Source organism: Hartmannibacter diazotrophicus, from assembly GCF_900231165.1.
GTDB classification, from domain to species: domain Bacteria; phylum Pseudomonadota; class Alphaproteobacteria; order Rhizobiales; family Pleomorphomonadaceae; genus Hartmannibacter; species Hartmannibacter diazotrophicus.
On sequence record NZ_LT960614.1, the window covers coordinates 1,172,334 to 1,196,715 of the forward strand.

The 24,382-nt window shown below is 64.8% G+C and carries 21 protein-coding genes; 11 read left to right on the forward strand and 10 right to left on the reverse strand.

Annotation, left to right across the window (positions count from 1 at the left end; genetic code table 11):
* Positions 1 to 34 precede the first annotated feature (34 nt).
* Positions 35 to 1,975 (reverse strand): putative bifunctional diguanylate cyclase/phosphodiesterase, encoded by a 1,941-nt coding sequence (locus HDIA_RS05465; protein ID WP_157775341.1) that lies wholly within the window; start codon positions 1,973 to 1,975, stop codon positions 35 to 37.
* A 301-nt stretch (positions 1,976 to 2,276) separates the two neighbouring features.
* Between HDIA_RS05465 and mutL the strand changes: the two genes are divergently transcribed.
* Together mutL and HDIA_RS05475 are read left to right on the forward strand one after the other, a co-directional pair.
* Positions 2,277 to 4,178 (forward strand): DNA mismatch repair endonuclease MutL, encoded by a 1,902-nt coding sequence (mutL, locus tag HDIA_RS05470; protein ID WP_099555104.1) that lies wholly within the window; start codon positions 2,277 to 2,279, stop codon positions 4,176 to 4,178.
* Positions 4,179 to 4,419: 241 nt separating this feature from the next.
* The gene (locus HDIA_RS05475; RefSeq protein ID WP_099555106.1) at positions 4,420 to 6,207 is read left to right on the forward strand and encodes an SLC13 family permease; all 1,788 of its coding nucleotides are present in this window, start codon (positions 4,420 to 4,422) and stop codon (positions 6,205 to 6,207) included.
* Here HDIA_RS05475 and HDIA_RS05480 read toward each other — a convergent pair.
* The 3 genes from HDIA_RS05480 to HDIA_RS05490 all read right to left on the reverse strand — a co-directional run bounded on the left by HDIA_RS05480 (position 6,170) and on the right by HDIA_RS05490 (position 9,635).
* Positions 6,170 to 7,813 carry a hypothetical protein gene (locus HDIA_RS05480; protein ID WP_099555108.1) on the reverse strand — a complete coding sequence of 548 codons (1,644 nt, stop codon included), beginning with the start codon at positions 7,811 to 7,813 and terminating at the stop codon, positions 6,170 to 6,172. The two genes, HDIA_RS05475 and HDIA_RS05480, sit on opposite strands and share 38 nt — an antisense overlap.
* 152 nt (positions 7,814 to 7,965) lie before the next feature.
* A complete protein-coding gene (gene rsmD, locus HDIA_RS05485) occupies positions 7,966 to 8,526 on the reverse strand; it encodes a 16S rRNA (guanine(966)-N(2))-methyltransferase RsmD (protein WP_099555110.1) in 561 nt (186 codons plus the stop codon).
* Entirely contained in the window at positions 8,526 to 9,635 is a 1,110-nt protein-coding gene (locus HDIA_RS05490; RefSeq protein WP_099555112.1) for a pseudouridine synthase, read from the reverse strand. Before HDIA_RS05490 ends, rsmD begins: the two co-directional genes overlap by 1 nt.
* Positions 9,636 to 9,702: 67 nt before the next feature.
* On the opposite strand from HDIA_RS05490, the gene HDIA_RS05495 reads away from it, so the two are divergent.
* Complete coding sequence (locus tag HDIA_RS05495; RefSeq protein WP_281259982.1) at positions 9,703 to 10,176, forward strand: nucleoside deaminase; 474 nt, start codon at positions 9,703 to 9,705, stop codon at positions 10,174 to 10,176.
* Between the two features lie 9 nt (positions 10,177 to 10,185).
* Here HDIA_RS05495 and HDIA_RS05500 read toward each other — a convergent pair whose 3' ends face one another.
* The 4 genes from HDIA_RS05500 to purD all read right to left on the reverse strand — a co-directional run bounded on the left by HDIA_RS05500 (position 10,186) and on the right by purD (position 14,063).
* Positions 10,186 to 10,779 carry a methyltransferase family protein gene (locus tag HDIA_RS05500; RefSeq protein WP_099555114.1) on the reverse strand — a complete coding sequence of 198 codons (594 nt, stop codon included), beginning with the start codon at positions 10,777 to 10,779 and terminating at the stop codon, positions 10,186 to 10,188.
* Positions 10,780 to 10,849: 70 nt separating this feature from the next.
* Positions 10,850 to 11,686, reverse strand: a complete 837-nt coding sequence (locus HDIA_RS05505) for a patatin-like phospholipase family protein (RefSeq protein WP_099555116.1) — start codon at positions 11,684 to 11,686, stop codon at positions 10,850 to 10,852.
* Complete coding sequence (locus tag HDIA_RS05510; protein ID WP_342748106.1) at positions 11,683 to 12,714, reverse strand: alpha/beta hydrolase; 1,032 nt, start codon at positions 12,712 to 12,714, stop codon at positions 11,683 to 11,685. The genes HDIA_RS05505 and HDIA_RS05510 overlap by 4 nt, the downstream gene beginning before the upstream one ends.
* 86 nt (positions 12,715 to 12,800) lie before the next feature.
* Positions 12,801 to 14,063 carry a phosphoribosylamine--glycine ligase gene (gene purD, locus HDIA_RS05515; RefSeq protein WP_099555118.1) on the reverse strand — a complete coding sequence of 421 codons (1,263 nt, stop codon included), beginning with the start codon at positions 14,061 to 14,063 and terminating at the stop codon, positions 12,801 to 12,803.
* Positions 14,064 to 14,226: 163 nt separating this feature from the next.
* Between purD and ubiA the strand changes: the two genes are divergently transcribed.
* Positions 14,227 to 15,180: a 4-hydroxybenzoate octaprenyltransferase gene (ubiA, locus tag HDIA_RS05520; protein WP_099555120.1), complete on the forward strand. Its 954-nt coding sequence runs from the start codon at positions 14,227 to 14,229 to the stop codon at positions 15,178 to 15,180.
* A 22-nt stretch (positions 15,181 to 15,202) separates the two neighbouring features.
* Here the strand turns inward: ubiA and HDIA_RS05525 are convergent, their stop codons facing one another.
* Entirely contained in the window at positions 15,203 to 15,757 is a 555-nt protein-coding gene (locus HDIA_RS05525; RefSeq protein ID WP_099555122.1) for a DUF6101 family protein, read from the reverse strand.
* A 454-nt stretch (positions 15,758 to 16,211) separates the two neighbouring features.
* Between HDIA_RS05525 and HDIA_RS05530 the strand changes: the two genes are divergently transcribed.
* The 7 genes from HDIA_RS05530 to lpxK all read left to right on the forward strand — a co-directional run bounded on the left by HDIA_RS05530 (position 16,212) and on the right by lpxK (position 23,940).
* A complete protein-coding gene (locus HDIA_RS05530) occupies positions 16,212 to 17,555 on the forward strand; it encodes a TldD/PmbA family protein (RefSeq protein WP_099555124.1) in 1,344 nt (447 codons plus the stop codon).
* Positions 17,542 to 18,375, forward strand: a complete 834-nt coding sequence (locus tag HDIA_RS05535) for a 3'(2'),5'-bisphosphate nucleotidase CysQ (RefSeq protein ID WP_197708103.1) — start codon at positions 17,542 to 17,544, stop codon at positions 18,373 to 18,375. The genes HDIA_RS05530 and HDIA_RS05535 overlap by 14 nt, the downstream gene beginning before the upstream one ends.
* 107 nt (positions 18,376 to 18,482) lie before the next feature.
* Positions 18,483 to 18,722: a DUF4170 domain-containing protein gene (locus HDIA_RS05540; protein ID WP_099555126.1), complete on the forward strand. Its 240-nt coding sequence runs from the start codon at positions 18,483 to 18,485 to the stop codon at positions 18,720 to 18,722.
* Positions 18,723 to 18,922: 200 nt separating this feature from the next.
* Positions 18,923 to 20,719 carry an ABC transporter ATP-binding protein gene (locus HDIA_RS05545; protein ID WP_162292613.1) on the forward strand — a complete coding sequence of 599 codons (1,797 nt, stop codon included), beginning with the start codon at positions 18,923 to 18,925 and terminating at the stop codon, positions 20,717 to 20,719.
* A 212-nt stretch (positions 20,720 to 20,931) separates the two neighbouring features.
* Complete coding sequence (locus HDIA_RS05550; protein ID WP_197708104.1) at positions 20,932 to 21,483, forward strand: lysophospholipid acyltransferase family protein; 552 nt, start codon at positions 20,932 to 20,934, stop codon at positions 21,481 to 21,483.
* Positions 21,480 to 22,802 carry a 3-deoxy-D-manno-octulosonic acid transferase gene (locus HDIA_RS05555; protein WP_099555132.1) on the forward strand — a complete coding sequence of 441 codons (1,323 nt, stop codon included), beginning with the start codon at positions 21,480 to 21,482 and terminating at the stop codon, positions 22,800 to 22,802. Before HDIA_RS05550 ends, HDIA_RS05555 begins: the two co-directional genes overlap by 4 nt.
* 130 nt (positions 22,803 to 22,932) lie before the next feature.
* Entirely contained in the window at positions 22,933 to 23,940 is a 1,008-nt protein-coding gene (lpxK, locus tag HDIA_RS05560) for a tetraacyldisaccharide 4'-kinase (protein WP_099555134.1), read from the forward strand.
* Positions 23,941 to 24,042: 102 nt separating this feature from the next.
* On the opposite strand, the gene HDIA_RS05565 is transcribed toward lpxK, so the two are convergent.
* Positions 24,043 to 24,273 (reverse strand): DUF2093 domain-containing protein, encoded by a 231-nt coding sequence (locus tag HDIA_RS05565; RefSeq protein WP_099558722.1) that lies wholly within the window; start codon positions 24,271 to 24,273, stop codon positions 24,043 to 24,045.
* Positions 24,274 to 24,382 lie beyond the last annotated feature (109 nt).

Genomic DNA, 24,382 nt, shown 5'->3' on the forward strand with positions numbered 1-24,382 from the left:
CTGAAGTGCTTCGGCACAGCAGGATCGAGGCGTCTCAACCCCAGCTGCGCAGGCCCGCGCCCCTGTCGTTGCAGGTCGCGGCAATGAAGGCATGCACTTCGGTCCCGGTCATCGGCCGGGCAAAGTAATAGCCCTGCATCGTCGTGCAGCCGAGGCTCGTCAGAATGGCGACCTGATCGGCCGTCTCGACGCCTTCGGCCACGCAGCCGATATCCAGCGAGCGGCAAAGATCGATGACGCTCTTGAGGAGCTTGCGGCTTTCCGTCCTTGTCTCCAGATCGCGCATGAAGCTGCGGTCGACCTTGACCTTGTCGAGCGGCAGGCGATGGACATAGCTCAGGCTCGAGTAGCCGATACCGAAGTCGTCGAGCGCGATCCTCACGCCCATCAGTTTCAGCGCCTGCAGCGACTGGCGGGCGCTGTCGAAATCGGCGACGAGCGATGTCTCCGTGACCTCCAGGTCGATCTGGCTCGGTGGAAGCCCGCTGCGCTGGAGCATGTCGATGATTTTCAGAACCATCTCGGTGCTGGAGATATCGCGGGCGGAGAGGTTGAACGACAGCCTGATGTCGTCCGGCCATTGGCGCATGGCCTCGAGAGCCTTGGCAAAGAGGACATGCGTCATCGTGCCGATGAGATCGATGCGCTCGGCCGCCGCGATGAAGACGTCGGGCGGGACCGATCCGATTTCGGGGCTCGTCCAGCGGGCAAGGGCCTCGAAGGCGATGGGCCTGTTGGTGGTGATGTCGATCATGGGCTGGAAACGCAGTTCCAGTTCCCGCTCCAGATCCGCACCGAGAAGGCACTGCTCGACGATGCTTCTTTGCCGGATTTGCCGCTCGTGATGCTCGGAGAAGAGCACGGGCTTGCCCCGTTCGCTGGCCTTGGCGTGATAGAGCGCGTAGTCGGCGCGCTCGTAGAGCACTTCCGCGCTCCGGCCGGCATCCGGCGCGGCGGCAAAGCCGATGGACCCGGCGATGCGCGCATAGATCCCCGGCATGTCGTAGGGCAGGGCCAGGCATTCGCAGATGCGCCGGCCTTCGTCCATGATCGCCTCGTCGCCGAGTTCGGCATCGATGACGAGACCGAATTCGTCACCGCCGAGCCGCGCCACGAAAAGCCCCTCGATTTCGGCAAGGCGCCGGCTCGCCTCGACCAGGATCTGGTCGCCGGCGCTGTGGCCGTAGCGGTCGTTCACGGCCTTGAAGCCGTCGAGATCGGCGACGCCGACGATGAAGCGGCGCCGGCCGGCATCCGGACGGTCGAGCAGAGCTTCGAGGGTGGAGAAGAACTGGCGCCTGTTTGGCAGGTCGGTCAGGCTGTCGCGGTTGGCAAGGCGGGCGTTTTCCTCGCTGAGGCGCGTCGCCTCCACCTGGCTGCGGACGCGCTGGGCGAAATCCCGCGATCCCACGATCAGGATGTTGACCATGGCGATCGTCACGAGGAACTGGTTGATCGCGATGGCGTGGAGGGTCGGATCGCCCGTCCGGAGCAGATAGATCACATAGGCGGGGATCACCACGGCCGTGACCGTCAGGGCAGCCTGGAGAAAGTGCAGCAGGCTGAAGATGCAGCTGACGACGGTGATGCCGATGAAAAAGGTGACGTGGTCCTGGGCGCGGACATCGCCGTAGGGAAACAGGGCGAGCGCCCAAGTCACGAAGCATGCGCTCAGAACGGCGGCGATGACAACGGTTCCAAGAAGCTGCTTCAAAATCCGGTCGTCGGGGACGCGCCGATGCCGCACCCTCAGCCAGAAGACGAAGCGCGCGCCGCTGAGGACCGTCAGCAGGGCGGGCAGCGTGATGGTCAGCCACAGGGGCGCAAGATTCATAAACGACGATGAAAGTGCCCAGCAATTGACGATCAGAAGGAAATAGAGAACCGGAATCTGCTTGGTCGAGGTTTCCAACTGCGCGCGCAGAACGTCCGTTTCGCCGCTGTCGAGCCCGATAAATGTCAGGAGTCGGTGCATGGCGGCCGAAGACCCTTCGAAGAAGTGGATGATAAAATGATACAATTAATACACGAATGCGCCATAGTCGTACCTGCTTGCTTAAAGCAAGTTTAAACTTCCGAAAATCACGAAGCATTGGCAGAAAATCAGATCTTCGATGCAATCATGCGATAGTTTGCATATGAAGACGTCTGGCTGCCGCGCTGTTGAAACCCGGCGCTGCGGGGTGATCAGGCGAGCCGGCATGAGATAGAATGCTGCCTTCAGCCGGCACGGATTCGCTCCGTGGCCGTCCGGCTTGTGATCAGCAGGAACAGGAATGCCCGTCCGTCAACTGTCCGAGACAACGATCAACCGCATCGCGGCGGGCGAGGTCGTGGAGCGCCCCGCAAGCGTCGTCAAGGAGCTTGTCGAGAACTCCGTGGACGCTGGCGCACGGCGCATCGAGATCGTCACCGCCGGCGGCGGCAAGACCCTGATCCGTGTCGCCGACGACGGCGCCGGCATGGAGCGCGGCGACCTGCTGCTGGCTGTCGAGCGGCACTGCACCTCCAAGCTGACCGAGGACGACCTCCTCGATATCCGGACACTGGGCTTTCGCGGCGAGGCCTTGCCCTCCATCGGCTCGGTCGCCGAACTCCAGGTGGAAACGCGCAACGCCGCGGAGCCGCACGGCTGGTCCCTCACGGTGAGCGTCGGCCGCAAGAGCGAGCTGCGTCCCGCCGGCCTTTCGGGCGGCACGCGCGTCGAGGTCCGCAATCTCTTCTTCGCAACACCCGCCCGCCTCAAGTTCCTGAAATCCGACAGGGCCGAAACGGCGGCGATCACCGATATGGTCAAGCGCCTCGCGCTGGCAGCGCCCCATGTGCGCTTCACGCTCGCCGGTGCGGACCGCAAGACGCTCGATTTTCCTGCCGAGCCCGAGAATGGTGACGGCCGAGTGCGCATCGCCCAGGTCATGGGTGAGGACTTCGTCGAAAACGCCATCCCCATTGACGCCGAGCGCGAGGGCGTTCGCCTCACCGGCTTCATTGGTCTTGGAACCTACCAGAAGGCCAATTCGCTTTCGCAGTTCCTGTTCGTCAACGGCCGTTCCGTGCGCGACAAGATGCTGCTTGGTGCGGTCCGGGCCGGCTATACGGACGTGATGGCCTCCGATCGCTATCCGGCTGTCGTGCTCTTCATCGACATCGATCCGCATCAGGTCGACGTCAACGTTCATCCGACGAAGGCCGACGTGCGGTTCCGCGACTCCGGACTGTTGCGCGGTCTTCTCGTCGGCGCTCTTCGGGCAGCGCATGTCGCCGCCGGACACAGAGCCTCGTCGACCCACGGCAGCGCCACGATTGCCGCCCTTGCGGCCTCCGTCGCCGGCAACCGGAGGGCGGAGGGCTTTTCCCCGCATACCGGACAGGGCGGGGCCGGCTGGATGAGGAGCGAGGCAGGAGCGGCGCGCCCGGCAACTCCCTTCGACTGGCGCCAGTCGCTCGACCGGCCCCTGCCGGACGGATCGGGGAGTGAAGTCGGCGAAGAACTGGCGATCGCGGAAAAGCTCCCGGAACGGGTATTCGGTTTTGCGGAAATCGCCCAGCCGACCGCCGATACGCGGCCGCATCTAGCCGAACCGGATGTCGATCGCCTGTCGCGCCCGCTGGGTGCCCCCCGCGCCCAGATTCACGAGACCTATATCGTCGCCCAGACGGAAGAGGGGCTCGTGATCGTCGACCAGCACGCTGCCCACGAGAGGCTCGTCTACGAGCGGCTGAAGGCTGCCTTCGCCGGACGGGTCACGACACAGATGCTCCTGATTCCCGAAATCGTCGATCTGGAAGAGGCTGCCTGCGACCGCCTCCTGGAACGGGCGGAAGAGTTCGCGGCCCTCGGCCTCGTCATCGAGCCTTTCGGACCCGGCGCCGTCGCCGTGCGGGAAACGCCGGCCCTCCTCGGCAAGGCGGATGTCGCCGGTCTCCTGCGCGACATGGCCGACGAGATCGCCGAATGGGACCGCGCGACGCGACTTGCCGAAAAGCTCGATCATGTCGCTGCGACCATGGCCTGCCACGGCTCGGTGCGGGCCGGCCGGCGTCTCAGGGTTGAGGAGATGGATGCCCTGCTGCGGGAGATGGAGGCGACGCCGTCGTCAGGCCAGTGCAACCATGGCCGTCCCACCTTCGTGTCGCTCAAACTCTCTGATATCGAAAGGCTTTTTGGTCGCCGGTGAGGAAGTGCCGGTGCAGAGCGCCGCGCGGCTTCGTTGACGCGACTAAGTTGGTAGACTAAGACTAGATAGGCCGACGGATCGGGTTCAGACCGTTGCCGACGAAGTCGGTTGTCGGTTTCCGGTCGCCTGGTCTAGTGTGGCGGTCGTTTGTCGCGGGGACTTCGTGACAGGTACCGGGGAGGCAGCGAGGACCTCGACGGTTTGCGTGCGGCGAGTGTGTCAACAGCACCGGGGTACATGGATGGGTTTTGAACTCGGTGCCTCTGCACCTTATGTCGCGCTGCTGCTGGTCTTCCTGATGCTGGTTGCCTTCGCGACGGAGAAGTTCCCGCCTGAATCTATTGCTATTTCCGGCACCGCCGTCGTTCTCGTTCTCGGGTTGATCGACACCGGGGATCTCCTGGGCGTGATGTCGAACAGCGCGCCGGTGACCATCATCGCGATGTTCATGGTCAGCGCCGCGCTCGTGCGCACCGGTGTCCTCGACAGTGTGATCGCCCGCCTTCTCTCCCTCTCCAAATACGGCAACTGGCTCGTCATCTCCGGTTTTGTGTTCTTCGTCATGGTGGCGTCGGCCTTCGTGAACAACACGCCGCTGGTCGTGATGATGATCCCGCTGACGATCTCGCTGGCCCAGCGTCTCGGTATCGCAGAATCCAAGCTGCTGATGCCGCTGTCCTTCACGGCGATCCTCGGTGGCACGGTGACCCTGATCGGGACGTCCACGAACATTCTCGTCGATGGTGTCGCCACGCAGAACGGGATCAAGCCGTTCACGCTCTTCGAGATCACGCCGCTCGGCATCGTCAGCGGCATTGTCGGCTGCCTCTATCTGATTCTCGCGGGCCGATTTTTGTTGCCTGACCGCCAGACCGTGACGAGCCTGTCGAGTTCCGGTCGCAAGCCCCAGTTCCTCGTCGAAGTGCTGGTGGCCCACGATTCTCCGATGATCGGCCAGCATCCGCAGAAGATTCCGCTCTTTTCCGGCTCCGATCGCCGCGTCGTGGACGTCGTCCGCGGCGATGCCTCCTTGCGCCGGGACATGAAGTCGGTGGAACTGATGGCCGGCGACATCGTCGTGCTGAAGTCGTCCGTCTCCGACGTCATGTCGATCCGCGAGCGCCAGGATGTCGACATTCACCAGCCGGAAGCGGTCGAGCCCGTCGGCGCCCGAGCGACGGTCGTCGTCGAGGCCCTGCTCGGGCCGGGCGCCCGCCTGCTGGGGCGGACCTTGCGCGAGGCGCGCCTGCGCCGTCGTTACGGTGTCTATCCGATGGCCCTGCACCGGCACGGCAGCAACATTGCCGAGCGGCTCGAGGACGTTCGTCTGCAGGTCGGCGATTCCCTTCTGATCGAGGGGGCACCCGAAGATCTCCGCCGCCTCGCCGACGATCTCGGGCTCGTCAACCTCAACGAAACGCGCGAGCGGGCGGTGCGCCATGGCAAGGCGCCCTTTGCGGCGCTGGCGCTGCTCTTCGTGGTCGTTGGATCGGCCATGGGCCTCATGCCTGTCGCGGGCCTTGCCTGGATCGCCGTTGCATTCGTCCTGGTAACGCGCTCGATCGACGCCGACGAGGCGCTGCAGGCGGTCGACTGGCGGATCATCATCCTGATCCTGATGATGCTGGCCTTCGGCAAGTCGCTGGAAAACACCGGGGCGATCAACATCATTGTCGATTTCGTCGAGCCTTGGTTCCGGGACCTGCCGCCGCACGTCGTGCTCGGGCTCTTCTATCTGCTGACCGTGTTCCTCACGGAAATCGTCACCAACAATGCGGTCGCCGTGGTGATGACCCCCGTCGGCATCACGCTGGCCCATCAACTCGGCTATGACCCGCGCGCCTTTGTGGTCGCCGTCATGTTCGCCGCGAGCGCCTGCTTTGCGACCCCGATCGGCTACCAGACCAACACGCTTGTCTACTCGGCCGGCGGCTACAAGTTCATGGATTTCGTCAAGGTCGGGCTGCCGCTCAATCTCCTGATCGGCATTGTCAATGTGCTGCTGGCTCCGCTTCTCTGGCCGCTTTGAGCGAGTGTTTGCCGTCCTCTGATTGCCGAAGGGACAGAGTGGAAATCTCACTGGACTCGTTTCTGGGGCGCTGACAGCCAGGTTGGTTGCCGGTGACCTTGAAGATGATGCCTGTCCCTTTCTCCGGGTGGCGGACGCTGATGGTGCATCCGCGAAGGCCCGGCCAAATCGGCAACAGTATGTCGGAGATCATGTCGGCGTTCGTCTTGTCGTTCTCCCAGTAATGTTCCATCCAGAAGATGTCGGGGCATAGGGTTGCTGGCGTCTCGGACTGCGTTGCATTCATCTTTTCGATGGGTATGCCCCACTTGCTGGCCACGCTCTGATACGCAAGCGTCTTGACGGTCATTTCGTTGGGGGCGGCGACAATGCTGTCCGCAGGGTAGATCGGAAACACCCTTGAGGACGGACAACTCTCAAGATCGGCCCTCACCACCGCTGCGGATTGGTTCCAACGCCCCTCATGGCCGGTGGTCCATGCCGTTTGGACCAGTGTAATGGCCGCCGCCACGAAGAACACCGCCCTCAGGACCACGTGCCGGCAAATAAGCTGACAGGCAATTGCCGAGAAGGTGGCGACGATGATGACCTGGATCGGCGTCAGGTATCCCATGCTGACGATGGGAATACGCGTGTTGATCGCAAACAGGATCGCAAGCGAAACGGCGAGAGAGATGAGCAGTGGAGACAGGAACGATTTTCGACCTAGCCGGACGCGCGGCGCAGGCTCTCTCTTCCTGTTCCACCTGGTGTTGATGAATGCGGCAGAGGCCATCAGCGAGAGAAAGACATTCTGCTTGACGGTGAATATGAAAGCCACCGCATAGACAACAATCGCTTCAACAGATGTGGTGGTGATCCAGAAGCCTTTTGACGACTCAAGCAACTGCGTCTGCTGGAGCAGAAGGTTCAGGCCAAGCGGCAGGCTCGCGGCAAGACCCGCGACGGCGAGCAGGAAGAAGTCCGTTCTCCGTCCCGATAACAGGAAGCCGAAGGCGAAGACGGCAACGGTCACGGCCGTGATAAGCGCAGTGACATAATGCACATTGAGACAAAGCGTCAGCGCAAGGAAAAAGCCGGACCAGACGAGAATCCGGTTTTTGCCCTCGAGTTGCACTTCAGTGTCAGACATGCGCCTCAAAATCACCAGAAGAAGAAAAAAGGCGCAGATGCTGGTGAAATAGGACCGAAAATTGCCGAATGCATTGATGAAGAACAGGGACGTGCTCGTTGATACAGCGAAGACGAGAAGAAATTCCCTCTCTCTCGGATTGAGGATCCAGAACACGGAAATATACGCGACGGTAGCCAGCAGCGGGATGAAATTGAGAAGGCGGCCATCCTGAACCGTCAGCGGCGCGATATGCGCGACGAGGTAGGAGAGCAAGGAAAAGAACACGGGATGGACATCGGCCATCCAGCGTTCGCTGAAAATCCTGTGCAGCCCCAGCGTCGGATCGCTGAGGTAGACGCTCCAGAACTCGTCAAGCCATGGCCCGCGCGTTAGAGACATCCATGAGAGAACGGCAAAAAGAAACACGCCGTGAAGATAGGCCGCACGCGGCAATCTGAATGGCGCCCCAGCCGAATCCGCCTGTTCGAACATGCAAATGCCCCTTCAGCGTGATTTTCTTTCGAAAACACTACTGAAGAGGGAATTTGAGAGTCGCCTGTTAACAATTCGTGAGTTTGTCGCAATTCGCGGAGATTGTGTTTGTTGACGGCGACACGCAGGGCGCTCACTTGTCGGGGGCCGCTTCAAGCCGGGCCGAGGCGCCCGAACCGGATTTGCGTCTCGCCGAAGGTCCGCTCGTCGAGCAATTCGATCTCGCCGGGTAGCGTGAGGTCGGCAGCAGCGGCCTCCTCGACGACGATGAGGGCGCCCGGCTTCAGCCACCCCCCTGCAATCAGGCTGGAAAGCGCCTTTTCCGCAAGGCCCTTGCCATAGGGGGGGTCGAGGAAGGCGAGGGTGTAGGGCTCGGCCGGACCGACCGATCCCATCCGCGTCGCATCGCGCCGGAAGATGCGCGTCGCACCCATCAGGCCGAGGCTTTCCTGGTTGCGCCGGATCAGGCCGCGCGCCTCCACGGCTTCTTCCACGAAGAGACAGGCCTTTGCCCCGCGGCTCATCGCCTCGAAGCCAAGCGCGCCGGTGCCGGCAAAGACATCCATCACCCGCGCGTCTGTCACCGGATCGTCGAAGCTGTGTTCCAGGATGTTGAAGAGGCTCTCGCGCAATCGGTCGCTGGTCGGCCGGATGGCGTTGGAGGTGGGCGATGCGAGCCCGTGGCCGCGAAAGCGGCCGCCGACGATCCGCATCAGCCGCCCTTCCGACCGCCCTTCGGCGCTGGCTTGCGCCGCGGTGCGACGGCAATCGCCTCGCCCTTGGGCGCCCGGCCGCCGGCCTTGGTTTTCGCCGGTCTGCCGGCAGAGGCCTGGCCCTTCGCGCCGGACGCGGCTGCGCCGCCCTTGAGCGATAGCGTTCCGCGGCGGCCGGCCGGCGCAGGCTTGCGTTCCGTCTCATGGTCGAGATCGGCGGCGCGTCGCTTGGCACTCGCCTTGGCATTGGGCGCCCGCATCGGCTTTGCGCCTACCTTGGCGACGGGCTCCTCCGGCTTGCGCCGCTTGATCGGCAGCTCCGGCAGCGAGAAGTCAGCTCCGGCCTCCTCGATCAGGCGCTCGCCGAGCTGGTCGCGCAGCACCTTCCGCGGCACTTCCTCGACGCTGCCCACCGGAATTTCGTTGAGCTGGAAGGGACCGAAGGAAATGCGGATCAGCCGGTTCACCTCCAGTCCGAGGTGCCCGAGAATGTTCTTCACCTCGCGGTTCTTGCCTTCGCGAAGGCCGATGGTGAGCCAGACGTTGTCGCCCTTCTTGCGGTCGAGGCTCGCCTCCACCGCGCCATAGAGCACGCCGTCGATGGCAACGCCATGCGCGAGAGCCGCCAGCTGGCTCTCCTCGACAGCGCCGAAGCAGCGCACGCGGTAGCGGCGCAGCCAGCCGGTCTTCGGCAGTTCCAGGACGCGGGCAAGGCCGCCGTCATTGGTCAGAAGCAGCAGGCCCTCGGTGTTGATGTCGAGCCGTCCGACGGAAACGACGCGCGGCAACCCGTCCGGCAGCCGCTCGAACACCGTTGGCCGGCCTTCCGGATCGCGGCTCGTGGTCACCAGCCCCTTCGGCTTGTGATAGAGCCAGAGCCGCGTGGCCTCGCGGCCGGGCAGGGGTTCGCCGTCCACCGTGATGGCGTCGGAGGCGGTCACGGTGACCGCCGGCGTCTCCAGTACCCGGCCGTTGACCGCGACCCGCCCGGCGGTAATCCAGGTTTCAGCCTCGCGGCGCGAGCAGAGCCCGGCGCGCGCCATCACCTTGGCGATGCGCTCGCCGCTGTCGTCGCCTGCGTCTTGTGAAGATGTTTTTGCGTTGTTCATGGCAGCGGTGATAGCAGGTTCCGTGTGGACTGGAAATCACCGGAAACCAGCAGGAACGAAGAGTTTGGTGGACGAGTCGTCGGGACCGGAACAGACGAGCCGCGAGAGCTTCATGGAGCGCGCCCTCGATGAGGCGCGGCAGGCGGCGGCGCGCGGCGAGGTGCCGATCGGTGCGGTCGTCGTCCGCGACGGCGAAGTGCTGGCGGCCGACGGCAACCGCACACTGGAACGGAAGGACCCGACCGCCCACGCCGAGATTCTGGCGATTCGGGCGGCTTGCCAGACTGTCGGCTCGGAACGCCTGCCGGACATGGACCTCTACGTGACGCTGGAGCCGTGCCCGATGTGCGCGGCGGCAATCTCCTTTGCCCGTATCCGCAGGCTCTATTACGGCGCATCGGACGAGAAGGGCGGGGGCGTTGCCAACGGCCCGCAGGTCTTTGCCAGCACCTCCTGCCACCATGTGCCCGAGGTCTATGCCGGCTTTGCCGAAGGGGATGCCGCCGAGCTCCTGCGGTCTTTTTTCGAACGGCGGCGTTGAAGAACCACCCTAAAGAATGCCGGGGATGAGGGCCTTTGTCCGCGCCTTGTAGGTCTCATAGGCGCTACCGAAATGCTGGGTCATCCATCGCTCCTCCACCTGCAGTTTGCGCCAGAAGGTGATGAGGACAATGGCCAAGGCGACGAAGCCCCGCACGGCTCCCAGGCTGAGCGCCGTGCCGACGAAGGCCAACAGCAGGCCTGTGTAGATCGGGTGGCGGACGAAGCGATAGGGGCCGCTCATGACGAGTTCATGGCCCTGCTTGAAGTCGACCTCGCCGCTCCAGTTGCGCCCGATATGCACGCGCGCCCAGCAGGCGAAGGCGATGCCGGCCACGGTCAGAGCCGCGCCAAGGGCGAGGATGGGCACGCCGTGCGGGAAAACGGACCAGTCGAGCCAGGTGCCCGCATAGAACGGCAGGGGCAGAAACAGCACGGCGACCGCGACAAAGCGCAGAAGCAGAAAAAGGCGCGCCATGGTCGAGCCGTGGCGTGCCTGCCGGGGCTTGGACTCGCGCGCGCTCCACATCCAGAAGACCACGAAGACGATCCAGGCGGCCGCCGGGCTCACCTCCAGGAACGTCACGAAAAGTCCTCGGTCCATGGCTGTCTCGCGAGGCAATTGGCCGAAGCCGGGCTGATGCGCGGCGATGCGCGTTCGAAGGCTCCGGCGGTTATTCCGCCGCCTCGCGCTGTTCCAGCAAGGCCTCGACCTTGCGCTTGACCTCGTCCTTGATCGGCTGCGTTGCCTTGAGGATGGCGCTGGCCTTCATGAAATCGAGCACCCTGAAGGCGTCGACCGGCGGCTTGATCAGGATGTCGGGATGCCGCGTCTTCAGCTTTTCCGCCAGAACCGACTGCATCAGGATCTGGCTGGCCCCGAACACCGCCTCGGTGGCGGACGGACGGTTTCGTCCAGGCCGTCGCACTGGACCGCCGACCACGTCGACCGCGATCGAGATGTCGACGTCGGCCGGCAATTTGTCGAAGGGCAGCGGATTGGAGACACCGCCGTCGATATAGACACGGTTGTTGATCTCGACAGGGCGGAAGACCACCGGGATCGCGATCGACGCGGCGATTGCCGCCCGCAGCGGTCCGTCGGTGAACTCGCATTCGCGGCATTCGTAGAAGTCGGTCGTCACCACGGAAAAGGGGATCGACAGGTATTTGAAGTCGTAGGGGACTACCTCGGGTACGAAGATTTCCACCGTCCGTTCGGCGTCGAACTGCGAAAAGCCCGACGTGAAGATGTCGCCGAGACGCTTGGGCCTCAATTGCCAGACCCGCGACCAGACCTCGCCGGCATTGCGGAAGGTCGCTGCAACGACCTCGTGAAGGTCCTTGCCGGTCAGGCCCGCCGCGCGGCCCGCGCCGATGATCGCCCCGATCGAGCAGCCGCTGATCGCGGAGGGCTGCAGGCCAAGTTCGTCGAGAGCCTCGAGCACATGCACATGGGCAAGGCCCCGCGCTCCGCCGCCTCCGAGTGCAACGCCGATCCGAAGGGTCATGTCAGGAGCGCCTCCATCGCATAGTCCATGAGGAAGGGCGACAGCGCCGCAAGCGTCTCTACCGGATTTTCCTCGGCAACGAAATGCCCGGCATTGACTCCGGTTCCACGAACGTCCAACGCCCAGCGCCGCCAGACCGAAAGCACGCCCCCACCGTCGTCAGCTTCACCATCATCGGCCTCACCGTCATGGGAGGGAATGCCGGCCTTGCCCCAGATGGCGAGCAGGGGGCAGAGGATCCGCCGTCCCTCGTCACGGTCCTGCCGGTCGTACTCGACGTCGATCGTCGCACCCGCCCGGTAGTCCTCGCAGGCCGCGTGGATGACCGAAGGGTTTGAAAACGCTGTCCGATAGTCGGCGATGACGCGTGGATCGAAGGCGGAAAGGTCGCGGCTCGCCGTCCAGCTCGCGATGGTCCAGTCGAGATAGAAGACCGGGTCGGCGCCGATGAGATGCTCGGGCAAGGGCGCGGGCTGTGCGAGGAAGGGCCAGTGATAGACCTTGAGCGCGAAGGCGCGGTCCATCGCTTCCCAGTAGTCGAGCGTGGGCAGGATATCGAGAACGGCAAGCCGGGCAACCCGGTCGGGATAGTCCAGCGCCATCCGGTATCCGACCCGTCCGCCGCGATCATGGCCGATGACGGCAAAGCGCTCGTGGCCGAGTTGCCCCATGAGCCTGACGAGGATTTCGCCCATCCGCCGTTTGGAATGCGCGGTATGCGGCGGTCCGCCTTCGGAGGTTGTGCTGCGGCCATAGCCGGGAATGTCAGGGATGATGAGCCGGTGCGTCTGAGCGAGTTCGCCCGCGATCCGGTGCCACATCGCGTGGGTCTGCGGATAGCCGTGCAGGAGGAGAACGGGTTGTCCTTCGCCGCCGAGACGCAGATGGATACGAGCCTCGTCGATCTTGATCGTTTCCGTGTCGAACCCCTGAAAAAGATCGCCGTCGCCGGTCATGGCCTTGCTCGCACCCGTTTCCTCAAAAAGGTGGCGCGCCAGAGTGGCAATGGCAAGGGTTGTAGGAAACAACCCCCGGCTTTCGCCGGAGGGGCTCATGACGGTACCCGGCGGAGAACTGGATACAGGCACCGGCATTTGCCATGGCCGGTCCGGGCTTACAGTGCCCGCCAGGCGATGTCCTTGCGGCAGAAGCCTTCCGGCCAGTCGATCCGGTCGATCGCGGCATAGGCCCTCTCGCGCGCCTCCGCCACGCTGTCGCCGATTGCCGTGACGGTGAGGACGCGCCCGCCGTTGGCGACGATGGCACCGTCTTTCTCGGCCGTGCCGGCATGGAAGACCGTGACGCCATCGACCTTGGCCGCCTCGTCGAGACCGCCGATGACGGAACCCTTCGGATAGCTGCCCGGATAGCCCTTGGTCGCCATCACGACGGTCAGCGCCGTCTTGTCGGCAAAACGGGCCTCGCGTCCCGAAAGCTTGCCTTCGCTTGCCGCCAGCATGAGGTCGAGAAGGTCGCTTTCCATCAGCGGCAGCAGGACTTCGGTCTCCGGGTCGCCGAAGCGGACGTTGTACTCGATCAGCTTCGGCCCCTCGGGCGAGATCATCAGGCCGGCAAAGAGGATGCCGGTGAAGGGCGTGCCGCGCGCGGCGAGCGTGCGGATGGTCGGCTCGATCATCTCGGCCATGACCTTGGCTTCCATCGCCGGAGTCATCACGGGCGCGGGTGTGTAGGCCCCCATGCCGCCGGTGTTCGGCCCCTTGTCGCCGTCGAAGGCGCGCTTGTGATCCTGGGCGGAACCGAGCGGCAGCGCCGTGGTGCCGTCGCAGATGGCAAAGAAGCTCGCCTCTTCACCGACAAGCATCTCCTCGATGACGACTTCCGCTCCGGCGGCCCCGAAGGCCCCCTCGAAGCAGGCGTCGACGGCGGCCAGCGCATCCTCGAGCGTTTCGGCGACGACGACGCCCTTGCCGGCCGCAAGACCATCGGCCTTCACGACGATCGGCGCGCCCGTCTTTTCCAAATAGGCGCGGGCCGAGGCCGCATCCGAGAAGCGTCCGTAGGCGGCGGTCGGAACCCTGGCCTCGTCGCACAGCGCCTTGGTGAAGGCCTTGGAACCCTCAAGCTGCGCTGCCGCCCTGGAGGGGCCGAAGGCCTTGATGCCCGCACTGGCGAGGTCGTCGACGAGCCCGGCCACCAGCGGCGCTTCTGGTCCGACAACCACGAAGTCGACGCCTTCGGTCTTGCAATAGGCGATGACCGCGTCGTGGTCGGCCGGATCGAGGGCAACGAGCGTTCCGAGCGGCGTCATGCCGGCATTGCCGGGCGCGATCGACAGGCGCGTGAGCCGTGGAGACTGCGTCAGTTTCCACGCCATCGCATGTTCGCGCCCGCCGGAGCCGATCAGGAGAACGTGCATGCCTCTATCCCTTGTGCCTGTCAGAAATCGCTGGCGCTCTAGCATGGGCGGTCGGCAAGGTAAATTGGTTGCTGCGTTTGCGAGGGCGGGGACAACAGGGCTGCGGCACGATCATCCGTCTTCCCACTCGCATTTATGCGTCTGTGGGGGTAAATCGCAGGTCATGAGCAACTCGTCCGACAACCATACCGTCGCGGATGCTCGGCCCGGCAACTGGGTCGACCGCCATGCCCCGCCGGCACTCAGGCCCTACGCGCAGCTTGCGCGCTTCGACCGGCCCATCGGCTGGTGGCTGCTGATGTGGCCGTGCTGGTGGTCGGCAGCGCTTGTCGCTGGTGCGACGGGGGCGCCGTGGCCGAACCCTTGGCATCTCGCGCTCTTCATGATCGGATCGATCGTCATGCGCGGGGCGGGCTGCACCTGGAACGACATCACCGACCGCGACATCGACGCAAAGGTCGAGCGTACGCGCTCGCGGCCGATCCCGGCCGGCCGGGTTGGCGTCCGGCAGGCCGTGGCCTTCATGGTCTTCCTCGGGCTGGTCGGGCTTCTGGTTCTCGTCCAGTTCAACGCCTTCACCATCGTGCTCGGCATCGCCTCGCTGCTGGTGGTTGTCGTCTATCCCTTCATGAAGCGGCTGACGGGACATCCGCAGATCGTGCTTGGCCTCGCCTTCTCGTGGGGCGCGCTGGTCGGCTGGTCGGCGACGACGGGGTCGCTGGAGGTCGCGCCCCTTGTCTTCTTCATCGGCTGCGTTTTCTGGGTGGTGGGCTACGACACGATCTACGCCCATCAGGACCGCGAGGACGACGCTCTGATCGGCCTCGGATCCACGGCTCTGACCTATGGCGAGAAGACGAAGCCGTTTCTGGCGGGCTGCTTCATGGCGACGCTGCTGCTCTTCGTCATCGCCTTTGTGGCGGCGGGCGCGGGCCTCATCGCCTTTGTCGGCCTGGCCGGCTTCGCGCTTCAGCTTGCCTGGCAGGTGACGCGCCTCGACATCAACGACGGCGCGCTTTGCCTCAGGATTTTCAAGTCCAACAGCAAGGCCGGCTGGATTCTCTTCGTCGGCCTCACCGCCGACACGCTGCTGCGCAGCGCGATCCAGACGTTCTGAACTTCGATCGACAGTGGCCGGATCAGTTCCGGGCGATGATCTCGGTGCCCTCGATCACGGGCATAGGCCGGGAGTGGCCGGCCTTGCGGCGGACCAGGAAACGCGGACGCTGGCGATCGCTGCCGGTATGCTGACGGCGCGGCAGGGGTCGCCCTGTCCGGACCTCGGCCTGTTCCTCCACGGGGCGTAGCTGGCCGTCGCTTTCGCGCAGCAGCATCGGCAGGCCGAGCACGTCGGCCCAGGCCTCCCACGCATCGCTGACCTCTTCCATGTCGTAGGAGACCATCAGCGGGATGGTGAGATCGGGGTCGCGGTGCGCAAGCTCGACAATGGCCTTGAGGCGGCCGCTGTCTTCAGCAACGATGCTGACCGCAATACCCTGGAAATGGGAAACGTGCATGGCGACCGTGAGCGGCAGGCCGGAAAGCTGCCGCTGGATGACGACGCGTTCGCCGTCGACATAGACCATGCCGGAAGACTGGCCGTTCTCGGATTCGCTCTCCGGCCGGAAACGTGCCGGAAGCGCCCTCGGGTTCGGATACTGATCGAGAAGGGCCGACGATCTGGCTCCCGTCATCTCTTTTCTGCCTCTTTCCAACGCCTTCGAAGAGGAGGTGTGGTCTCGCGGGGACTGCCGTTTTCGGTCTTGTCCCGGCGATCGCCTCTTCGCCTTTGCATGCATCCTGGCAGACAGCGGTCCGTATCCGCTTAAAGAGTGTCGTTAAAAAATAGTGATTTTTTAAAGGGTTAGCGCATCGTCACCGGAACCCGATCTTCCTTTCCGGAAGCTTGACGGCCTGTCCTGATTGGACGCCACTTAGAAAGGATTGCAGTTCGGACCTGTGGCCGGCCACTGGCAATCCCGGCTGCCCGGAACCATCTGAATGCAGGCGGCATGCGGCTGCGGCCAATGACTTATCCACCCGGCCGGGCGTGACGGTGCTGTGGTGCATGATGACGTGGATCGTCATCTTGTGGTGCAGCATGGGACACCTTAAGACACGGATTGAGATGCGAATGCGAGGAAGACGATGAGCGACCAACCCGAAGTCACGGCACTCCAGGAAGCGGCTGCGCGCCTTGTCGAGGCCGCGCGCGCTGCGGGCGCGGACGCTGCCGATGCGGTTGCCGTCAAGGGCGCCTCGCAGTCGGTCGAGGTGAGGCTCGGCAGTCTGGAGGATTCGACCCGTTCGGAGGCCGAGGATTTCGGTCTCAGGGTCTTCGTCGGAAATCGCGTGGCGACGGTCTCCGCCAACACGCTGGCGGGCCTGTCGGGCCTTGCCGAGCGGGCCGTGGCGATGGCGAAGGTTGCTCCGCCCGATCCCTGGGCCGGCCTTGCCGATCCGAACCGTCTCACCGCGGAACGGCCGGACTTCGATCTCTTCGACGGTAGCGCGCCGGACGCTGAACGTCTGCTTCAGGAAGCAACGGCGACCGAGGATGCCGCGCGGGCTGTGGAGGGCGTCACGAATTCCGGCGGAGCCTCGGCCTATTGGAGCCACACCGCCGTGGCGCTTGTGACCTCGGGCGGCTTCAGCGGCGGCTATCGGGTCTCGCGGCACGGGCGCTCCGTTTCGGCGATTGCCGGCAGCGGCATTGGCATGCAGCGCGACTACGACGCCAGCGGCCGCAACCATCTCGCCGATCTCGATCCGCTTGAAAAGATCGGCCGCACCGCCGGAGAGCGCGTCGTCAGGCGCCTCAATCCGCGTCAGGTGAAGACCTGCACGGCGACCGTCGTCTTCGACCCGCGTGTTGCCACCGGCCTGCTCGGTGCGCTCGCGGGCGCGATCAACGGCGCGGCGATCGCCCGCGGCACGAGTTTCCTGAAGTCGAAGCTCGGCCAAAAGGTCTTCGCCTCCGGCATCCGCGTCACCGACGATCCGCACCGCCGGCGCGGTCCCGCCTCGCGTCCCTTCGACGGGGAGGGGGTCGGCGCCGATCCGATCGACATCATTTCCGACGGCGTGCTGACGACCTGGCTGCTCGACAGCGCCAGCGCCCGGGAACTCGGCCTTGAGACCAACGGCCGCGCGGCGCGCGGCGGCGGCTCGCCGGGACCTTCGTCCACCAACCTGTTGCTTCATCCGGGCGAGATGACCCAGGAGGAACTGCTGAAGAGCGTCGGCACCGGGTTCTACGTCACCGAGTTCATCGGCCATGGCGTCAACGGCATCACCGGCGACTACAGCCGGGGCGCCGCGGGCTACTGGATCGAGAACGGCGAACTCACCTATCCGGTCAGCGAAGTCACGGTGGCCGGCAATCTTGTGGATATGTTCGCGCGCATGGTGCCGGCCAACGATATCGAATATCGTTCGGCCTATGTCGCTCCCACGGTCGCCATTGAAGGACTGACTGTTGCAGGCAGTTGATATCAGCCAACAGGCTCGCGAACTCGATTTCCTCTCCGGCGTCGCCCGCTCGGCGGGCTCGCTGGCGCTCAATTATTTCCGGCACGACCCGCAGGTCTGGCGCAAGGAAAACGATTCGCCGGTGAGCGAGGCCGATCTGGCCGTCGACCGTTTCCTCAAGGAAAAGCTCCTCGACTGGCAGCCGGATTACGGCTGGCTGTCGGAGGAGACCGAGGACGACGACGCCCGCATGGAGCGCGACCGCGTTTTCGTGGTCGATCCAATCGACGGCACGCGCGGCTTCCTGGCCGGCAGCGATGAATGGACCATCTCGGTGGCGATCGTCGAGGCCGGACGCCCGGTTCTCGGCGTCCTTTACCGCCCGGTCACCGGCACGCTCTATTCGGCCGGCCTTGGCCTCGGCGCCCGGCGCGACGGGCGCATCATTCAGATCAGCGGCCGCGAGACGCTGTCGGGTGCGGCCGTGGCCGGGCCTCCGGCGATGCTGCGCCGCATCTCCGGTCATCTGTCCGGCATGAACGAGTCTTCCGTCACCACGCGCTATATCTCGTCGCTTGCGCTGCGCATCGCCCTGGTGGCAACCGGCGATCTCGACATGGCGGTTGCCAAGAAGAACGCCCACGACTGGGACGTCGCCGCCGCCGACCTCATCATCGCCGAAGCCGGCGGCACGCTGATCGACGAGACGGGACAGGAACTCGTCTACAATCGCCCGCAGACGGTTCATCCGGCGCTGGTTGCGGCGACACGTCCCGTTGCGGCCCTCGTCTGGCCCCTTGTGCAGCGCGAAAGCACCGGCGAAAATAGCCCCGCCTATTGACCGGTCGCGGCAGATGCTGCATCCGCGCAGGCATTGGTGCTGGCCAGATGGCTGGCGACGGCTGTCGCTCGCCGGCATCTTCGACCATTCGAGGGAATTGCGATTTCATGACCAAGACGATGACCCCAGACAAGCAACTCCTGCATCTGGTCTTTGGCGGCGAACTGACGTCCATTGAAGGTGTGGAGTTCTCCGACCTTTCCGGCCTCGATATCGTCGGCATCTATCCAAACTACGCGGCCGCCTACAACGCCTGGAAGGCCAAGGCCCAGGCGACGGTCGACAACGCCCACATGCGCTATTTCATTGTCCACCTGCACCGGCTTCTCGATCCCGAACTGGCCTGAGCGCGCGCCCTCGGGCCGGCAGCGTCGCTGCGCGGAATGTAATGCGTGACGGAATGGCGAAGCTGCGATAAACCCACCGCCCATGACAGGACGCTGCGGCAATCGGCTGCGGCGCCGAATCTGCGTCCCCGTCCGCTCTGGGCAGGGGACCTGGAAGACTGTGCTTGGAGCGGATGGACGCGAGGAAGGACAACACGCTGATGGCTGTTGCAGCCGGCTGGCAGGACGGGGGCACGGGCCAGGACGGCAAGGAGATCGTTCGCCGGATCGTGCGGCGCTATCTGAGGCCGCGCTGGAAGCTGATCGCGGCCTCCATCCTGTCGATGGTGCTCGTCGCCGGAACGACCGGCGCGCTGCCGTTTCTCCTGCAGGCCGCCGCCGACCAGATCTTCGTCGGCAAGGACGAACGGCTGCTCTGGTCCCTGCCGGTCGCGATCGTGATCGTGATGGGCCTGAGGGCGGTCGTTGAGTATTTCGGCCGCATCCTCGAAGCCCGCATCAGCAACGGCGTTGTCGCCGAAATCCGCAAGGAACTCTTCGAGCGTCTGGTCGGCGCCGACCTCGGTTTCCTCCAGCGCAGCCATTCCGCCGCCTTCGTGTCGGTCTTTTCCAACGACACCCAGATCGTCAACAATGCCGCGGCCCAGACCCTGAGCGCGCTGATCAAGAACGCCTTGCAGGCGTTCGCCCTCATCATCGCCATGATGTGGATGGACCCGAAACTCGGCACGCTGGTGCTGATCGCACTGCCCGTCACCGTCTTCCTGATGAGCAAGCAACGTCGCAAGATGCGCTCCTCGGTGACGCGGACCTTGCGCGGCGCCGGCGACCTTGCCGCTCTCGTCTCCCAGACGCTGACCGGCATTCGCGTCGTCAAGGCCTACGATCAGGAGCGGGCCGAGACCCTTCGCGCCAGCGCCGTCATCGACCGGACCTACGAGGCGACCATGCAGACGGCGCAGGCGCGCGCGGCGACCGGTCCCGTCACGGAAGGTCTTTCGGGCATCGGCTTTGCCGCCGCGGTCTTCTACGGCGGCTGGCAGGGCATCTACGGCACGCTGACCCTTGGCTCCTTCATGGGCTTCATGGCGGCCGCGATGCTCGTCTACCAGCCGCTCAGGCAGATCGCGACGCTCCAGAACGCGCTGATGGAGGGTATGGTCGCCGCCCGCCGCGTCTTCGCCATTCTCGACGAGCCGCGTCATATCGTCGACGCGCCGGATGCCCGTGATCTCGAGGTCAGGGGCGCGCATATCCGCTTCGAGGACGTCGTCTTTTCCTATGACGGCGCGAACCCCGTCATTTCTGGGGTGACGGTCGACATTCCCGCCGGCCACAAGGTGGCGCTTGTCGGTCCTTCGGGCGCGGGCAAGTCGACCTTTCTCAACCTCGTTCTGCGCTTCTACGATCCCGATCGCGGCCGCGTCCTGATCGACGGCCAGGACCTGCGGCAGACGAAGCTTGCCTCCGTCCGGCGGGCCTCGGCGCTGCTGACCCAGGACCCCGTGCTCTTCGACGATACGGTCGCCTCCAATATTGCCTATGGCAGCGCCGCAGCCAGCGAGGAAGACATCGCCGCCGCCGCGCGCGCCGCGGACGCGGAGACCTTCATCCTTGAGCTTCCCGGGCGCTACCAGAGCCAGGTCGGCGAAGCCGGGGGGCAGCTTTCCGGTGGCCAGAAGCAGCGCATTGCCATCGCCCGTGCGATGCTGCGCGACGCGCCCATTCTTCTTCTCGACGAACCGACGAGTGCCCTCGACGCCAAGGCGGAGGCGCGCATCCAGTCCTCGCTCGAAACGCTCTTCGAGGGTCGCACGGTGCTGATGATCGCCCACCGCCTGTCGACGGTGAAAAAGGCCGATCTCATTCTCGTCTTCGATCATGGCCGGATCGTCGAAAAGGGCACGCACGACGAACTGGTCGCCGCCGGCGGCCTCTACGAGACCCTGCACAGGACACAGCTTTCCGGTGCGCCGGAGGACGAGGCCGCGGCCTGAACCAGGGGCGGTGACCAGCCGGGGATGGAATGGAGAAAAGGCGATCGATGGGGCGGAGCCTGAAGGATTGGGGAAAGGCGATCGGACGGTCGCGCGCAGTCGTCGTTTCCCTCGGCGTGCTTCTGGCGAGTTACTTGCGCTTTGTGCACGCAACCAGCCGAATCCTGTATCGTTCTCCGGCCATTGACTCGGAAATCGCCGCGGATCGACCCGTGATCACCGCGCTTTGGCATGGGCAGCATTTCATGGTGCCGCTGATCAAGCCGAAGGGACAGCCCTTCGCCGTGCTGATGGCGGCGCATGCGGACGCGGAGATGAACGCCATTGCGATCGAAAGACTGGGACTCCAGACGATTCGCGCTTCGGGCGCCCAGAAACCGTCGGAAATTCGACGCAAGAAAGGGATGGTTGGCTTCCTGCAGATGCTGAAGGCACTCAAGAATGGCACGTCGATTGCGATGACGGCGGATGTCCCCAAGGGGCCGGCCAAGAAAGCCGGGCGCGGCATCGTCATGCTGGCGCGCCATTCTGGACGACCGATCATGCCGCTTGCCTATGCATCGAGCCGCCGCTGGAACGTCAACAGTTGGGATTCGGCTTCGTTCAACCTTCCCTTCAGCCGGGCCGCTGTGGTGACGAGCGACCTGATCTACGTGCCGCCGGAGACGACGGACGAGGAAATCGACGCCTATTGCGCCCGGCTGACCGAAAGCCTCAACGAGGCGACCAGAAAGGCCTATGCCATCGTGGACCGGACTGAATGAAGGATCTCGGGGAACTCACCCTCTCGGCCTATGTCACGGCGACCGTCGCGGCCAAGCCGCTGGCGCGCGCGCTTTTGGCCTGGCGGCGGCTGAAGGGCAAGGAAGATCCGACGCGCTGGCGCGAGAGGACGGGTGAGGCCAGCCTCCCCCGAGGTGCCGGGCCCACGGTCTGGGTGCATTCGGCCAGCGTCGGCGAGACCGTCGCGATCATGCCGCTCGTGCATCGCATCGCCGCGACGGGGCTCAACGTGGTGATGACGACGGTGACGCGCACGTCGGCAAGCCTTCTTGAAAACCGCCTGCCGGCTGGCGTCTGCCACCAGTTCGTCCCGCTCGACATCAAGCCCTATGTCGACCGCTTCCTCGACGCCTGGGATCCGCAGCTCGCCATATTCGTCGAATCCGAAATCTGGCCGGTCACGCTCTCGCGCCTTGCCGACCGGAACATCCCTCTGGTGATTTCGAACGCCCGCATGTCGCCGCGCTCCTTTGCCGGCTGGATGCGCTGGCCGTCCGCCGCCCACGCCGTCTTCGGGCGCATCCGCGACTGCCTCGCCCAGAGCGAGGACGATGCCGAGCGGTTCCGCGAACTGGGCGTGCTGCGGGTGGCCAACATCGGCAACATCAAGTTCGATGCGCCGGTGCCCGAGGCGCCCCGCACGCTGACGGAGGCTCTGAAGGCGGCCGTCCAGTCGCGGCCGGTGCTGCTGGCGGCAAGCACCCATCCGGGCGAGGAGGAAGTCGTTCTCGACGCCTTCGCCAAGGTACTTGCCCACCGCGACGACCTGCTGCTCATTCTGGCGCCCCGTCATCCGGCGCGCTCGGCCGATGTGGCGGCGTTGGTCACCGAGCGGGGCTTCCGGGGTGCGATCCGTTCGGTCGGGGCGCTGCCGGGACCCCAGACGCAGGTCTATATCGCCGACACGGTGGGCGAACTCGGCTCCTTCTATCGCCTTGCGACCGTCGCTTTCGTGGGTGGGTCGATCAACCCGAAGATCGGCGGTCATAATCCGATCGAGCCGGCCGGCCTCGGCGCGGCGATCGTCTCCGGGCCCCATGTCGGCAACTGGCCGCATGCCTATGAGGCGCTGAAGGAGCAGAAGGCTCTCATCGAGGTCAACGACGCGGAAGAGCTCTATGATGCCTTCGACCGCCTGATCAACTTCGACAACACCCGGGTGGTGCAGGTCCAGGCGGCGCGCCGCGTGGTCAGCCGGCTGACGGGTGCTCTCGCCCGCACCCAGACGGCGATGGAGCCGCTGATCGACCCGCTGATCGTCTCCATGCGCTTGCAGCGCCAACGCTCCAGGCCCGGCTGATGCATCGGACCGAAAAGCGGGAACCGGTTTTCGGAGCAATCCGATGCATCCCGAACAGGGACCCGCGGACAGACGCGCCCTCCTACTGGTCTGAGGTTGCTTCGGCTTTTCATGTTGGCAGGGGGCTCTGATGCAGGCCCCGGCCTTCTGGTGGCAGCCACCGGGGCTCGCATCCGCGCTGCTTTCTCCCGTCGCGGCGATCTGGGGGCGGCTGGTGGCGGCGAAGATGGAACGGGATGGCGTTGCCTTCGACTGCCCCGTCCTTTGCGTCGGGAACTTTGTGGCCGGTGGCGCGGGCAAGACCCCGACCGCTCTGGCCCTTGGCCAGATCGCAGCGGGTCGGGGATTGCGGGCGGTCTATCTGACCCGCGGCTACGGCGGCAGGCTGACGGGGCCGCTCAAAGTCGATCCGGGGCACCATACGGCCGCCGATGTCGGCGACGAACCGCTGCTGCTCGCCCGGCAAGCGCCAGTGATCCTGTCCCGGCGACGCGAGGAGGCCGCCGGTCTCATCGCCGGTTTGGGCGCCGACCTCGTCATCATGGATGACGGCTTCCAGAATCCATCCGTCAAGAAGAACCTGAGCCTCGTCGTCGTCGACGGTCCGCGCGGCATCGGCAATGGCCGGGTGATGCCGGCCGGTCCCTTGCGGGCACCGCTTGAGGCGCAGGTCAGGGCGATGGATGCCATGCTGCTGATTGGCGAGGGCGCGGCCGGAGAGAGGGTGGCCAGCATCGTCGAGGCCGCCGGCAAGCCCGTTCATCGGGCAAGGCTGCGGTTTCGCGAAGGCGACCTGCCGAAGAAAGGGGAAAGCCTGCTCGCCTTTGCCGGCATCGGCCATCCGGACCGGTTTTTCGATCAGCTGAGGGCGGAAGGCTTTACGGTCTCCGAACAGGTGGCATTTGCCGACCATCATCCCTTGAGCGAAGCCGAGGCGAGCGGATTGCTGCGAACCGCCGAGGAACGGGGTCTGACGCTGGTGACGACCGAGAAGGATCTTGCCAGGCTCGTCGGCCTGTCCGGCGCCCGTGGCGAACTGCTCGCGCGCACGTCCGCCATCGGCGTTGATCTCGTCTTCGATGATGAACCGGCCCTGACGGAGCTAGTGCTCGGGGCAATGAGCGGCGCGTGCCGCTGATATCGGCTCCCTCGCGGCGGCGATATCAAGGCGTCCATCGCAGGGAGAGTGCCGTCCGGCAGTCGCTTCGCCGAGCCATCATTAATGCATGATGCATACGGATTACCGGCGTTTGGCGTTGGTCGCCCGCATCTCCGCCTCAAGCGAGGCTTCGGCATCCACATAGGCTTCCTGCCGCGCGACGCTCCAGTATTTGAGGTCGTGGGGCAGCAGAATGGTCTTTCCGGTGATGGCGCAGCGCACGAAAGAGCCGGGCTTGATCACGTGAAAGTCGCCATCGAGATATTCGATCACGGCTTCGCCGCCGCGACCGGGAAAATCCATTCGATTCATCATCATCCACTCTTCATCGCCGAGTCCGCATCGTCCGCCTCGAGCGGTCACCAGCGGCTGGCCATCGCGGCGGTGGCCAGTTCGATCCCTCGCGGGACCGGATTAAACA

What these genes read in the sequence shown, in the direction of transcription:
- HDIA_RS05545 (WP_162292613.1), top strand. Translation starts at nt 18,923, where the DNA reads ATGGCTGTTGCAGCCGGCTGGCAGGACGGGGGCACGGGCCAGGACGGC.
- HDIA_RS05530 (WP_099555124.1), top strand. Translation starts at nt 16,212, where the DNA reads ATGAGCGACCAACCCGAAGTCACGGCACTCCAGGAAGCGGCTGCGCGC.
- HDIA_RS05540 (WP_099555126.1), top strand. Translation starts at nt 18,483, where the DNA reads ATGACCAAGACGATGACCCCAGACAAGCAACTCCTGCATCTGGTCTTT.
- HDIA_RS05525 (WP_099555122.1), bottom strand. Translation starts at nt 15,757, where the DNA reads ATGACGGGAGCCAGATCGTCGGCCCTTCTCGATCAGTATCCGAACCCG.
- purD (WP_099555118.1), bottom strand. Translation starts at nt 14,063, where the DNA reads ATGCACGTTCTCCTGATCGGCTCCGGCGGGCGCGAACATGCGATGGCG.
- HDIA_RS05490 (WP_099555112.1), bottom strand. Translation starts at nt 9,635, where the DNA reads ATGAACAACGCAAAAACATCTTCACAAGACGCAGGCGACGACAGCGGC.
- HDIA_RS05480 (WP_099555108.1), bottom strand. Translation starts at nt 7,813, where the DNA reads ATGTTCGAACAGGCGGATTCGGCTGGGGCGCCATTCAGATTGCCGCGT.
- mutL (WP_099555104.1), top strand. Translation starts at nt 2,277, where the DNA reads ATGCCCGTCCGTCAACTGTCCGAGACAACGATCAACCGCATCGCGGCG.
- rsmD (WP_099555110.1), bottom strand. Translation starts at nt 8,526, where the DNA reads ATGCGGATCGTCGGCGGCCGCTTTCGCGGCCACGGGCTCGCATCGCCC.
- lpxK (WP_099555134.1), top strand. Translation starts at nt 22,933, where the DNA reads ATGCAGGCCCCGGCCTTCTGGTGGCAGCCACCGGGGCTCGCATCCGCG.
- ubiA (WP_099555120.1), top strand. Translation starts at nt 14,227, where the DNA reads ATGAGCAACTCGTCCGACAACCATACCGTCGCGGATGCTCGGCCCGGC.
- HDIA_RS05555 (WP_099555132.1), top strand. Translation starts at nt 21,480, where the DNA reads ATGAAGGATCTCGGGGAACTCACCCTCTCGGCCTATGTCACGGCGACC.
- HDIA_RS05475 (WP_099555106.1), top strand. Translation starts at nt 4,420, where the DNA reads ATGGGTTTTGAACTCGGTGCCTCTGCACCTTATGTCGCGCTGCTGCTG.
- HDIA_RS05465 (WP_157775341.1), bottom strand. Translation starts at nt 1,975, where the DNA reads ATGCACCGACTCCTGACATTTATCGGGCTCGACAGCGGCGAAACGGAC.
- HDIA_RS05500 (WP_099555114.1), bottom strand. Translation starts at nt 10,779, where the DNA reads ATGGACCGAGGACTTTTCGTGACGTTCCTGGAGGTGAGCCCGGCGGCC.
- HDIA_RS05505 (WP_099555116.1), bottom strand. Translation starts at nt 11,686, where the DNA reads ATGACCCTTCGGATCGGCGTTGCACTCGGAGGCGGCGGAGCGCGGGGC.
- HDIA_RS05565 (WP_099558722.1), bottom strand. Translation starts at nt 24,273, where the DNA reads ATGAATCGAATGGATTTTCCCGGTCGCGGCGGCGAAGCCGTGATCGAA.